The organism is Aeromonas salmonicida (assembly GCF_028355655.1).
Taxonomy (GTDB): domain Bacteria; phylum Pseudomonadota; class Gammaproteobacteria; order Enterobacterales; family Aeromonadaceae; genus Aeromonas; species Aeromonas salmonicida.
The window spans coordinates 460,619-474,447 of sequence record NZ_CP110645.1; the positions used below are offsets into that span (position 1 = coordinate 460,619).

The following is a 13,829-nucleotide window of genomic DNA, read 5'->3' on the forward strand; positions in this document are numbered from 1 at the left end:
CTCTGCTTACCCGTGACCCCCTCTGTCGTGAAAATCCAAGTCGACACGCCCTGTCGGGCACCTCCGTGACACTTGGATACCTTTGACAACGATGCTCCCCTGGATGGCAGAACACGACACCTTAGCCCAGCGCCTCGGCGTGATCCTGACCAAGCTCAATCACGGACAGCGGTTGGTGATCTCCGAACTGGCTCATGAGTTCAACGTCTCACCACGCACCATACAACGGGATCTGAACGTCAGACTGGCTTACTTGCCATTGGAGCGTGAGGGGCAGACCTATTGGCTTGACCCATCCTATTTCGGTAGAGCATCGACTCCCGCGATCCTTCGGCTGTGTGAGCAAGTTGGGGCCAAGGCGCTGTTCCCGGACGATCACGACGCTCTGCTCAAGCAATGGCTCAACCCCCATGGGTCCCCCGTGTTCGTTCTGTCAGGCTTTCAACTCGATGAAGATGACAGCCACCACCAATGGTTAAAGCCGCTTGCCAAAGCGATCAGCCAACAGCTCAAAGCCAGGCTGACTTGGGTTGGTGAGCAAACAGAACAAGAGGTTGAGCCATATCGCTTGGTCAATAAGCGAGGCCGCTGGTACTTGGCAGGTGTATCCACGGAAGCACCGTTTATTGAGCCCCTATCCCGAATATCGCTCATCCGGCTGACGGAGGCTGCAGCCACTATCGCAGAACCTCAGCAACAGATACTCCAACGGTTGATCGAGCAAGAGGCCATCCCATCCCATGAGGTCGTTATCAAGGCGGCCTCACCCATCGCCCACGAATTCAAGCTCAGGAACATCCTGCCCGAGCAGGCACTGATCCGAGAACTGGAAGACGGCAGCATCTTGTTGGCAAGCAGGGTATTCGATGGTGCTCAGCTGCTACCCGTGATCAAAACCTACCTGCCGCACCTTGAAGTGATCAGCCCTGCGGGGATCCAGGCTCTGGTCAAGCGTGACCTCAAGACCCTGCTCAGCCGGATGTAAGCCAAATTTCACGCCACTTATTTCAACCCCCCGACACCACCTGTCGGGGCCAATCACCACTATCTGTAGTTCAACAAACAAGGAGCAAAACCATGGGATCTCCCACGATAACTACGCTATCTGACCTCGTTCTACGCAGTCATGACGATTATGAGACAGTCTTCGAGCACGTAGCCGCTCACCTGCAAGCAGAGGGTGGCACCATCAAGAAAGCTGATAGGGCCAAAGGAGAGTTGGAAGCATCCTGGAAGTACGGGGTTAACCCGTTTGGCCAACGGGTCACAGTGCATTTCAGCTCGCCGGAAGAAGGAATTGTTGAGCTATCGCTGACCGGCTCTTTCGTTGATGCGATCGATACCTTCGGTACGGCCAAGAAGAAAGCCAAAGCGATAGCAGCGGTGATACCCAATCCAATTGATGTGACGGCATGGCCTATTCGCGAACCTTCACCGACACAAGCACCAGTCCAATCAGCACCAGTGGGAAGCACAGTTCACCATCGGGGGAAGCGGAAGGTCTTGATGGCCATCTTGATGTTCTTTGGTGGCGGTTTGGGCCTACACAAGTTCTACACCGGAAACTGGGGCTGGGGTCTGATCTATTTGGCTGCCTGCACAACTGGGATCCCCGTTTTACTGTCGGTCATTGAGTTCATCCGTGTGCTCTGCCTGACCCAAGAAGAGTTCGATAAACGCTACAACTATCAAGCAGTGAGGGCATTCCAATGGGTATGGTAATGATAAAGAAGCTCGCTCTGGCGGCCAGTGTTTCACTGCTGATGGTCCCTGCTGCTCAAGCTGGATTGCTCAGCAAATGGGACGAGCTGACCGTGAAAGAGGGGGAACTGGATAGCTGCCCAGGCGTGACCTTGGAGCAGCAGGCCGATAGCTTCTTCAAAGATCCCGATTGGTCGGCAGGTAAAGCCGCCGATGGTCGCAAGTTGGTCAATGTGAGTGGCACATTCACATATGGGGATATACCTGTACGGGGCATGCTTCAGATGTGGGTTCAAGGTGAGGAGTTCAGCGTTGAAGCGCTGGAGATAAACGGCTAGCCACAGTCGGAGATCATGATAGATGCACTGTTAGATAAGATGTGCGAGGCAGCACAGAGCCAACAGCCCACAGGGCTACAGGAGTCGTCTCAAGCCCGAGCTGATTTACCATTTGTAGGCAAACGGCGTTTCAACTTCTCGGGAGGCAGTGGTACCACCAAGTTCATCACGATCCAGAGTAACGGCCATACCGTTGTTGAGAGTTGCGGCTTGGAATGCAGTACTGATTTTGAAGGACCATTCACTAACCCGCTCAAGTCGCAGTACGGGATCTATCGAGTCGAGGCCAAGCGGATTTTCGAGCTCGATGAGAAGGGAAGGAGCAAAACCTGCCAGAAGGAGCTGGGAGAGCCGAGAGATACAAAGTGCAGTGTAGAGCTATACGTCGCTCAGTAAGAACATAAGGCGGGATCAATCCCGCCTTACTTTTTTCAAGCGTCAGATCTGCAGTTGAGAGGGAATGAACAGGGGCATGTGCGCGGGATCTCAGAGGGCTCAAGAGGCCAGGGCAGATTGCCCCAGCTCAGCAGCCCAAATAGAGAAGAAGGATTGGACCGCGAGAAGGACCACGAAAAGATAAACATATTAGTAACATTGGTGTCCCGGAGGGAGCTGAGTTCAGCTAGCCAGGAAGGCAAGGCCAGTCAGAGCCAAGTCGGTCACTCAGATGGGAAACCAAGTGAGTTTTGGCAATTGTGGGAACCAGCAGGCAACGCTGATAGGGAATGCTGGAGGGGGAATATTGCGATAGCAGGGATGCCATAACTACGCAGAGAGTGCATCAGGGGGGCAAAGCCCCAGATGAGGGCGGGTGGGGCTCTCCCTCATCCCCAACGGTCATAAAACACCGATCCACAAGACCATGCGCCGTATGCGCTCCTGAAATTTGCAACTACGCGGAACCCGATTTTTAGCGCATTTTTTCTGGTCTTTTCGGCACCGTTCGAAGCAGGTTTTACAGCTTGAATGCTGAGGGTGGGCATCGGCAGAGTGATAAACGTTGATGCCAATAACCCAAACGTTCCTGAGCGAGGCAGGGGCATTGCCATTACCTTCGTGTCAGCCGGGTGCCTTATCGACGAGGTGCCCATAGGAAGCCACGCAAGGTGCAAATCGACTGCGCAGTTTTTTGGGATGTGCGCAAGCTTGGCATGCGGAAAAGACTGATACATCAAGGTGGCGTTGAGTAGTGTTATAGCGCGGAGGGGGATGGAGAGCGGATCACCCGCCACACCGAAGCGAGCTCCATCCCCTACCATGATGCTTATACAGTTATCTGACAGTGTGGCTAAGCGCGGCTCTTCGTTTGGATACTGCAAATTGCCATCGTAGACACCTGAAGTGTGAACATGCCACTCGCGTAGTCATCAAGATTCATTCGTTGCTCATGATAGGGGGGAGAAGGCGGTGGATCTGCCTTCTCCCCCTCCAACCTGTTACACCACGGCGGTGGTGTTTATCTGAGGCGGGTTTCCCAGTTTAGGTATTGCGCACGATCGAGGTTATGTGCGCAAAGGGCTCGTTCTGATGTGATGATGGATGCCTCCACACACCCCAAACAAACAGTTTGCTCATATCATTTTTTTTCTGTATCTTTTTCGGCGCACGGGAAAAAGTTACTTATATGTAGGTATATGGATATTACCTATCCGTCTTCGACGGCACCCGTTGCAACCACGCCTCAATGTCAGCCAACTTGTCTGATGGTGATGGGACTGCCTGGTTAACTTAGAAAATCAAAGTGTTATGGGTCGGCGATTAGTTTCGTTGACGTTTGATTTACAAAGTTTTCCTTAAGAGGTAGTCCAAATGACAGTTAAACCGTCCTGCAAACCCCAAAAGCCTGCTACTGCTACTGCTACTGCTGTAGCCAAGCCATTAGTCATCATTGGCCGAAATCTCGTCAATTTGACGCACATCGCCTATACCAAACGTTATCAACCGCTGAATGATCCTTTGGAGGAAATGACTCCCGAGGCCATTGCGCGGTTGGGTATTGGGATCAACAGTCTTGAACGACAAATCGCTTTCGATGCCACTGCTGAATCAGAAAAGCAAATTCAGCTGCTCAAGGATGTTCGCGATGCGTTGGCGAATGCAGGTCTTCTTGAAAAGTACTTTGTTTTAGAAGATGGCACCATTGTCTTACCGGAGTTGGTCAAGTCTGCTGATTACGGTGAAATGGGTAATGGGCATGTTGTCCGCTTATATGCTGGCGGCGCCGAGAAGGCCATAATGACATGCCTCTGCTCATCTGAAGCCGCATGTGTCCATTTGTTGACAGAGCTGTCTGATCGCCTGAACGGGTCATCAACTCAATAACCTCGCCAACCTAACCCCTCCCTGCATGCAGGGAGGGGTTATTTGTATGGAGAAAATTCATGTTTGAATTTAAGAAGGCGGAAATTGGGGTTATAGAAGAGGATCAGCCGGAGCATCTTCACCTTCCTTTCGAGATCCGTAAGGTTCGCTTTGATGAAAAAACAGCCAAGCAAGACATCCAACTTGCTGATGGCGAGGACCTTTGGATCGGGGTTGACGCAGAATGGGTGACCCGCAATGGGCGGAATACCGTGCTGTCCTATCAGAGTTATTGCATCAATAGTCGTGGTGAAGAGCGCGGGATGATCCACTATCCCGAATCTGGCAAGCGCTTCTCTTTTGAAAAGTTCATTTCCCGAGTGGTGGAGGATTGTCGTGCTGCTGGTTTGATTAAGAAGTGGCCTCATACGATAGTCGTCGTAGCTCACTTCATTAGGGCTGATATCACCACATTCAGTAATTTCTGGGGGTTGAAGACCCAAGTGAAGGCGCAGGGTGGAAGTGTGGTTGGCCGGATACTGACTGGCAGTGGTTACGGGGTTGATGAGACAGTTGAGAGAGCTCGTAAAGCAAAGCCTGCCCCTATAGTGTTCCGTGATCGCAACCATAGGAAACAGCAGTCAATTATAGAGTTTGTTGACACTTTGTTCCTCGCCCCGAATAAGTCCCCTTTGTCTGCGCTCGGTGCAATGCTTGGTTTACCCAAGTTGGAAATCCCTGATGGCTACAGTATCGAGCGCATGGACGAGCTCTTGGCCGGTAACAAAGAGGCGTTTGAACAGTATGCTCTGCGGGATGCTGAGATTGCTGTGAAATATGCCCTGAAAGTACGCGATTTTCTCGGCGGCCAGTTTGGCTTGCAGAAGTTGCCACGATCGCTCGGTGCGGTAGGTGTGACAGTGTTTCGTCAGCTACTCAAGGCGGCGGATGTGGATTACATGTCTACCTTTGGGCTGGTGATCAAGAAGGAGGAGCACTGGAATAGTGGTAAAGGGAAGGTGACTACCAAGTCGATGAAACGTCCTTCTCCTGATCGTGGGTTGTGTGAGGCTCTCGCCATCTGCTGTTACCACGGTGGGCGTAATGAGTCATTCATGATGGGACCAACGTTGCTAGTGTGTTTCTATGACTGGGACCTGAAGGGCGCTTACACTACAGGGCTTTGTGACCTGTTGGTGCCGGACTACGCCAACATGCGTATGAGCTCAGATCCCTATGATTTCATCGGCCATGTCATGGGCTTCGCGTACGTTGAGTTCACTTTCCCTGCTGGCACTCGCTTCCCTTGTTTACCTGTTAGATCCGAGCAATATGGACTGCGCTTTCCTTTATCAGGGTTAACGTATGTCACCGCACCTGAAATCGAGTTGGCGTTATCCATGGGGGGGACCATTGTGATCAAGCACGGTGTCATTGTGCCGTGGATCGCAGGTAGTCAGCCCTTGTTTGAGGACTTCACTCGGATGATCCAGCGGTTACGCCGGGAGTATCCCAAAAAGAGCCTCGAAGAAGTGATGGTCAAGGAAATCGGTAACTCGCTCTACGGGAAGCTGGCCCAGGGGCTTAGCGATAAGACAGCGTTCGATACTGCTACAGGTTTGAGCAAGAAGATCGGCCCCTCGGCTGTGACCAATCCGTACATGGCGGCCCATACAACGGGCCTGATCAGGGCTGTGTGCGGTGAGCTGCTTCACCGGATCCCCTCACATCGCACGGTGGTATCGGTCACTACCGATGGTTTCCTCACTGATGCTCCGTTGGAGGAACTCGACCAGACTGGGCCTCTGTGTCGTCGTTATCAGGCGCTGTGTCAGCAGTTGCATGGTGATGAGAGTGGTGAATCCGTGCCGATGCTGGAATTGAAGCACCATGCTCGCCAGATTGTGTCTATCAAAACGAGGGGTCAATGCACCGCTATCCAAGGTGATACGCCCCCTGTGCTGGCTAAGGCTGGCGTTAAATGTGCGGGAACGACAGAGGAGCAGAACGCATGGATCCTGAGGCTCTACCTTGACCGTGAGCCGGGACAGAAGATCGACGCCAGTCACCTGATCTCGCTTCGGGAGCAGTGGCTGACGGAAAGCGACCTGATCGAAATAAAGAAGAAGATCAGGCTGAGTTATGAGTTCGACCAGAAGCGGCAGCTGGTGAACCCACGGGTGGTTGAAGTTGCCGGTGAAACGCATATTGCTTGCGATACGGTGCCTTGGGGCGATGCTGGCATGGCGGATCATTGCCGTGCCCGTTTCGATGGATGGCGAGAGGCCAACTGCCTCAAGACCATGGAGGACTGGGCTAGTTGGGAGGACTACTACGAATCTGCGCTGGCCCTGCAAGGTTCCACGATGCGGATCCGAGAGGATGGCTCGCTGGGCATCTTGACCCGCATCCTGACCCGCTCACTGGTGCAGAAGGCTTGGTTCGACCACACGATGACTTACGGCGAGATTTCGGCGCTGCTGACGTCGGTGGGCTTGCCTGTGACGGTCGACACCTGCAAGAACAGCAAGCGGGCCGCTCTGCCGGAGAATGTCGTGCCTGTCACTGGCGAGGTGCTGCGGGTGCTGGCTCTGCTGCTACGTCAGCTCCCTGGCTACCCTCTTGAGCCTCTGTTTAAGCCCGGGCGGCTGGCTGAGGTTAAACGTCGTTTGGCTGAAGTGGAGATTACCCATGACTGATTTTCTTGACCTTGATGATTGCGACTTTCACATGGAGCCCAGTGGTGAACAGTTCTTGTTGGAAGCTGGCCGGTTGTGGGTCGATTTGAAGGCTAGGAATGTGACCTGCCGCGTTGATACTCTTCGCAAGCTGGTTGAGCGGCGCTTGGAAACGCTGCCTTACGATCCTACCCTTAAGGTTCAGGTTGATGTCTTGTTGGTTGAGAAGCAGGGCTGGGGTCGCTGCGATTTCATCAACCGGTTGTACTAGCAGGTGGGAGAACTTTATGGGGGTGGATGTACCGCGTGAAGAGCCTAAACCCCGACGGTGTTGATTAAAACGTGGAGTATAAAAGACCCCTAGCCTACCGGCTAGGGGTCTTTTTCTATGGCAAAATGTGAGCGTTATCCTTGTCCATTACCTCATTTTGCAAGATGATATCCGCGTTTTCAGCACAAATGAAAACGACCTCACTCAGAGATCTAATACGTTAGATTCATTGCGGGAGGACGTCATTTATTACTGCGCTGCCTTGATTTTAAAATAAAGACATAAGGGATGTCTCATGGGACGATTGATTGTAGTAAAAGACTCGACTAACTTTAATCCAGAACTCGGAAATGTAATACCGGTTGCAATGGAGCATGAAGACGGTGTTTTTAAAAACGTAAATATTACAGACTTTCCTAACTCTGGAGTTTTCATATCTAAAGAATACCAAAAAATTGATGAGCTCTTTAAAGATGATGAGCTATTCATCATTACCGAGTGGCATGAGACTGATAATGAATGGCAGGAAAACAAAAGAAAGCAAAAATATTACTCAAAAGGAGAGTGGGCTGAAAGGCTTGAGCACAATGCACTCATCCCAGTGATAAGCATGCCTATGCCTGATATCGATACTGGTAAAGTTAGTTTGGGATATGATTTACCTAAGAATACTTCATTTTTTATCGATGATTCAGGTGCGATCAGTGGTCCTTTTAATGCGACCAAAGATGACGATGACTGGTTTCTGACGACCTCAACGGTTTTGACGCCGTTAAATCTTCCAACGGATCATATCGCTCAGTTTGATAAACATGTACTAGAAGAAAGTGGGGAGCTGCTACGCTTTGAGGTTAGAGGTGATCTACGTACATTTATCACATCTCTGAAAAAAATACAGAGAGTCTCATTTGAAAAAGTTGATTATATTTCTGCTTCAAGACTAATAAAATATTATACAAAGGCCGGATTTGGAAAAAGTAGTGGCACTTTAGGCAAGAATGAAGCCAATAAATTGACGCAGATAATCGATGCCTACAAGAAGAAAAACAAGGCCATGGATAATGATGGTCGTCTCAAACGATTAGAGAAAGTATTATCTGAATTTCTTGATGATGAGGGTTACGGCAAGGCTATAATTGAGGACTTCCTTCAAGATAATATTGAGGGAAAGAAATATCTAGATGGTTACTTTGCAAAAAATAAAGACTTGCTTATAAAAGAGAAAATAGCTGAGATTGATGCTCAAACGAATGCAAAGAAAGAGCAGGTTCAGCGGGAAATTAAGGAGCTTTCACGGGTGGCTGAATCCCGTAAAATGGAGTTGGAGGTAATAGAACAAAATGTAGCGCGCGCTCGGGTCGATGCGGATCTAGAAGTTAAAAGAATACAAGAACAGTCAGCCGAGCAAGCACATCAAAGTTTGCTTGAGAAGCAAGCCTCTCTGACAAATCAGAATACTGCGCTTGAGCAAAAAATAAAGGAAAACCAAAAAGTATTAGACGAAATTTTTGAGAAAAATCAGGATCTAAAAAATGTTGTTCGCTTGAAAGACGAAATTCAGTTTCAGCAGCGTACAAGTCAGATGAAGCATAAGGAGAATAGTGATCTAGAAAGGACTTTGGCAAATCAACGAACGTTGATTGCGTCACCGCAGCTAGGGGAAAAACTTACTGAGCTAAAAACTTTAATTCAAATGTTAAATGGGAAGCCTGATTATGAGGCAACGATAGATGTTAAATATCCCCCCCTGAAAGTCTCTGAGGTGGAGTTAACTAAGTCGAACAGGGCTGAATACATTTATAATTTGCTCGACTCATTTCACTCCGACGAGGGGCGCCCATTTACGTATGATGAGATGTTAAATCTGGTAATTAGCACTACGCAATCTTTCCTTACCATATTATCCGGCCCACCCGGTACAGGTAAAACCTCAACGGCGATTAGATTGGCAAATGCTCTGTGCATTGATAGTGGTGAAGGGCACAATGCCTCAAACTTCTTAAATGTTGCTGTAGGTCGGGGGTGGGTAGCTGGTAGAGATATCTTGGGCTTCTATAATTCTCTAAAAGATGTTTATCAGCCATCTAGAAGTGGGTTGTACCAATTTCTGAGAAATAAAGATAGCTCCGATAACTTTCTAAAGTTTGTGCTTCTCGATGAGGCTAACTTATCAAGTGTAGAGCATTATTGGTCTGATTTCTTAGGCATGTGTGATACCGAGGGGGCTAAACGCTGTATAGATCTTGGTATTCCTGATGCAGGGCAGCGTTTTCTGGAGGTTGGACCTCAGGTACGATTTATTGCCACTATAAATAATGATGCAACAACCGAAAAACTGTCACCACGCTTAATCGATCGCGCCCCTATAATCACATTAGGTGAAGACGTAAGCATGGATGATTTATCTGATTTTACAAGGAATGTTGGTTTCAACGGGGCTATTCCAATTACTCAAATTGATCTTGCCTTCAATATATCCTCTGGAGAGGCTGATTTCCTACCTGATGAGCAAGCTGCCCTTGAACAAGTGCTAGCAATTCTTGCGGCTCCGGCATCTAAGACGAGCTCAATTCATATTAGCAAGCGTAAGATAAAGGCAATACGACGCTATTGCTTCGTGGCTAATGAAGTGGGCGGTATGAGAAATAGGCCTCTTGACTACGCTATTGCTCAACATATTCTTCCCGCGATTGAGGGGTACGGATCAGGCTTCAGGGAGCGACTAGTCAGACTTGAACAGAAATTAGCCGATCTCGACTTGAACATGTCGAAAAGAGCACTGAAGTCTATCATCGAGGAAGGAGATAGTTATGCAGATACTTACTCTTACTTCTAAGGTGTCCGTATGAAGCTTACTGCGAAAATAATAAGCGGAAAGAGGAGTGGTCTAGAGGTTGAGTTGACTGCCTTTGGTCATCACTCTTCTAATCAGAATTTTTTCCTAGAGGACGAGGCTCTGGAGTTTAGTCTAGAAGTCGCCGCTCCGTTGAATGATGTTTTTTTGTGTCTTCATGAAAATGAAATCGGTGTGACCAGTAGTAAGGAATGTAACGGATTATGGATTTACGAATGGAAGCCAAAATCCATTAGTCGGTCAATGTTTGAGTGCTTCTTTCATAACTATTACGGTATGGCGGAGCTCTCAATAGCAACTAAAATTGATGGGGTGGGTGAAAGAGTTATACTCGAACAATATGCCCCCGTTGAAGTGCTTGCCAAAAAATTGAATGCTGAACGGGCTGAAAAAATGCTCGATTTTTTGGCATCCCATGATAACGATGCTCTAGCGGCATTTTTCCGAGTAACTCGTTTAAAAGCAGGATTCAAAGAAGGGGAGAAATCGGTTGGTTTTTTGATCGAGCAACTAGAAAGAAATGTGTTGTTGCTAATTACAGAGCTTCCAAAAATATACTCCAAACCAATTGCAAAGCTTACACCTGTGACTAAAGTTGTCGTAGTCTCTGAGCGTTCAGTTACCGACGATACCACCCTGGCTTGGCTGGCAGAAAACTCTGACAGCCTATATCCAGTCGATGATCAAGAACGGGCTATATTGGAATTAGATGGTGCTTATTATTCTTCAGAGAAGATTTTGGAAAATCATCTAAAGGAAGAGCTAAATATTTATGAAAACCAAGTCGTTCATGGTTTTATAATATCACTTATGCGCGCCGCTTCAGATGTTCTGAGAGGTCTTGAAGACTATCCATCATCCAAAATTCGTGCACCATCTAGTATATCTGGATATCTTTCATTTTTTACACAATTAAGTAAGTTTGCCAAATCTATTAATAAAAATAAAGTTGCACGATGTAAAGACTTGATTACCAATCTACAGCGATTAAAGCGTACTTTCGATGAACGAGTTCCTGTATCCTGTGCCGTGATTGGTACTCCTCAATTTACAAGGAAAGCTAGATACAATCTTCATTATCAGAAGATTTTTCACAAAATAATTGCTTGGCATAGATTCGGTGCACCTGATTGGAGCATGCAAGAGGAACTTTTTTCGATTCAAAGTATCCCAAAACTTTTTGAGTACTACCTATTGTTTTTGATTAAGTACCACTTTGACAATGCGCGGCTATTGGGGATGAAGCTTGATTTGATAAACAGTCCTGTAGTGGACCGAAATAATTTCGAGTATGACTGGGGTGGTTATACCGTACGACTCCTCTATGAAATGAAAGCGTGGACTCCTGATCATGCAAGTTCTTTTGGTGCGACTCTGATTAACACTGAGGGGTGGACTATCAACTCTGCGAATGGTGACCTGAAACCTAGGGGGCAGTACGGGCCTTACGCTAACCGGTCACCAGATATGATTGTTTGTATTTCAACTCCTACGGGTGAGCAAAGGCAATTAATCCTGGATGCGAAATATACGACTAGTAAAAAGGCATTTACTCATTATCTCCCGGAACTTACGATGAAATATCTTCACGGTATTCATGAGAAAAGTACCGGAAAGAGTTTGTCTTCTGGATTGATGATTGTAAATCCGAGTGAGTCTTGTGGGACTCGGCATTTTCATCACGAGAGGTATAGTATTTACGGGGCTAATCCTGTCACGCCGGCTTTATTGGTTAGCTCTGTGGCTCCTGGCGTGGCTGAGGATCATGACTCAGACTTCAGAACTAATTTGTCCCAGTTTCTTATTTTAATGAGGGCTTCCCTTGGGGGGGAGCAACGACGGTATCTTGAAATAGTTGCTTAAGGAAAGTGAGAATAAGTGTCATAGGCATATAAAATATAAGCCTTAAATTAAAATAAGCTCTTTGACCGTGTCGGCGGTTCGATTCCGTCTCTGGGCACCAAGTACAATTCCTCCTTAGTTCAGTCGGTAGAACGGCGGACTGTTAATCCGTATGTCGCTGGTTCAAGTCCAGCAGGAGGAGCCAACACAAAAGCCCAGCAGCAATGCTGGGCTTTTTCTTTGCCTGTTTGCCACGGCCATTGTCACCCAAGCGTTGCGCAATAAGTGTGTACCTGAGGGACAAACTGTCGCATCCATCCCCCCTTATTCCTTCCCTGTCAGTGACTTGCCTTCTCTTTCTCGCCTAGTATGGTGACGTGCTGGGCGTTTGTCGCGCCGCTTTTCCTGTGCCTGACCCGCCGTATCCGCCAGGGCTTTGTGCACCATGACTCTCAATCTGGCGAGGGCGGGACATCTTTGTGATCGAGGTAATGTATGAATGCAACCGAGCTTTGGCAGCTTTCTCCCGAAAAGTTCAACGAGTGGCGCCGGGAGAATGACTATCCCTTGATTTGGGATCTGCTGGTGGCCTCGCTACCCCATTTCGGCGACTGGATGACGGAGCAGAAAATAGAGAAAAGCGTCATCTTCCAGATCGGTATCGCTCGTTTCATCAGCTCGCGATCCGTGCTCAGCCTCTGCGTCTACATGAGCGACGACAAGATAAGGCTGTATGAAACCGCCTCGATCGCGCTGGAATCGCTGCGCAAGAGCGGTCTCATCCGCTCAGAGATGCGTTTTGAACCCTATTGCATGTGGCTGGCCGGCAAGCATGGCAAAGATGAGGTGAAGCGGGTGCAGAGCCTGCTCTCCGTCTCCGAGAACAACAAGGGAGAGGCACAGGTTCTGGGCAAGCATCGCCTGCTCAACATCGGCGGCGTCGAGCTGAAGAGCCCCATCATCTCCGGTCGGCTGCTCGATTTCACCTGCCTCGACGAGCTCTCGCTGGATGGTGCCGTCAATAACTCCAAGGTCTATCTGTGGCACTGCTCGGCCAAGGGCGTACGGGTCAATGGCGGTGTGATCGGACTCGATCTGTTCGATTCCCTGCTGTGGGATCACAGGGCCTGGGCCAAGAAGCGGGAGCTGGCGCTGGAGGACGGGGTATTTCAGGACTTCACCATAGAGTGCGAGGAGATCCGTTTTCACTCCTCCCGGGCCGTGCTGAAAAACTTCAACGTACGTGCCAAGAACTTCGACGCCACCATGGAGCATACCAATCTGGACAAGGTGCAGGTGGCCTATAACGAGAACGGCCGGATCGATCACAGCGAGGCCAGCAAGTTGTACCGCAACGCCAAGCGGCTCTTCTCCAGCGTGGGGGATACCGTCGATGCCGGTGAGTGCTATTACCAGGAGAAGCTGCATGAGATGAAGTCCCTGGCAAGCCCGAGGGAGCTGTTCAAGGAACGCTGGCTGCGCAGCGGCCCGCTGAGAAAGGGGTGGCTCTCTCTGCTTTGTTATTTGAAGTGCGGTTCCAAGTTTGTCAGTTTCATTACCTGGGGCTTTGGCGAGCGGCCCATAAGAAGCCTGCTGATGTCGATGGTGGTCATATTGCTGGCGACTCTGACCTATTTTCTGGCGCCCGCCTCCGTCACCTATCACCACCTGGGGCGCTCCCTCTACTTCAGCATTGTGACCTTCGTGACCCTGGGTTACGGCGACATTTCCCAGACGTCCTCCCCGCTGCAGCTGCTGTCGGCCATCGAAGCCTTCTGCGGCATGTTTCTGACCGGCCTGTTCCTCGCGGGATTTGCGTCGAAAACCAAGCAGTATTGATGACG

Annotated in this window: 9 protein-coding genes and 1 tRNA gene; all 10 read left to right on the plus strand. The window is 49.3% G+C overall.

Annotated elements, in window-relative coordinates; all coding sequences use genetic code 11:
• Positions 1–103: 103 nt before the first annotated feature.
• The 10 genes from ONZ54_RS02290 (at position 104) to ONZ54_RS02335 (ending at position 13,824) form a co-directional block, all read left to right on the plus strand.
• Positions 104–985 (plus strand): helix-turn-helix transcriptional regulator, encoded by an 882-nt coding sequence (locus tag ONZ54_RS02290; protein WP_271787365.1) that lies wholly within the window; start codon positions 104–106, stop codon positions 983–985.
• A gap of 92 nt (positions 986–1,077) precedes the next feature.
• Entirely contained in the window at positions 1,078–1,722 is a 645-nt protein-coding gene (locus tag ONZ54_RS02295) for a TM2 domain-containing protein (RefSeq protein ID WP_271787366.1), read from the plus strand.
• Positions 1,722–2,039, plus strand: coding sequence for a hypothetical protein (locus tag ONZ54_RS02300; RefSeq protein ID WP_271787367.1), 318 nt, complete (start codon positions 1,722–1,724; stop codon positions 2,037–2,039). The genes ONZ54_RS02295 and ONZ54_RS02300 overlap by 1 nt, the downstream gene beginning before the upstream one ends.
• A gap of 1,809 nt (positions 2,040–3,848) precedes the next feature.
• A complete protein-coding gene (locus ONZ54_RS02305) occupies positions 3,849–4,361 on the plus strand; it encodes a hypothetical protein (protein ID WP_271787368.1) in 513 nt (170 codons plus the stop codon).
• Positions 4,362–4,420: 59 nt separating this feature from the next.
• Positions 4,421–7,039 (plus strand): DNA polymerase type-B family protein, encoded by a 2,619-nt coding sequence (locus ONZ54_RS02310; protein ID WP_271787369.1) that lies wholly within the window; start codon positions 4,421–4,423, stop codon positions 7,037–7,039.
• A complete protein-coding gene (locus ONZ54_RS02315) occupies positions 7,032–7,289 on the plus strand; it encodes a hypothetical protein (protein ID WP_271787370.1) in 258 nt (85 codons plus the stop codon). The genes ONZ54_RS02310 and ONZ54_RS02315 overlap by 8 nt, the downstream gene beginning before the upstream one ends.
• Before the next feature lie 295 nt (positions 7,290–7,584).
• A complete protein-coding gene (locus ONZ54_RS02320; RefSeq protein WP_271787371.1) occupies positions 7,585–10,125 on the plus strand; it encodes a hypothetical protein in 2,541 nt (846 codons plus the stop codon).
• 9 nt (positions 10,126–10,134) lie between these two features.
• On the plus strand, positions 10,135–12,006 hold the full coding sequence (locus ONZ54_RS02325; RefSeq protein ID WP_271787372.1) for a DUF2357 domain-containing protein: 1,872 nt from the start codon (positions 10,135–10,137) through the stop codon (positions 12,004–12,006).
• 108 nt (positions 12,007–12,114) lie between these two features.
• Positions 12,115–12,190 (plus strand) — tRNA-Asn (locus ONZ54_RS02330).
• Between the two features lie 290 nt (positions 12,191–12,480).
• The gene (locus ONZ54_RS02335; RefSeq protein ID WP_271787373.1) at positions 12,481–13,824 is read left to right on the plus strand and encodes a potassium channel family protein; all 1,344 of its coding nucleotides are present in this window, start codon (positions 12,481–12,483) and stop codon (positions 13,822–13,824) included.
• Positions 13,825–13,829 lie beyond the last annotated feature (5 nt).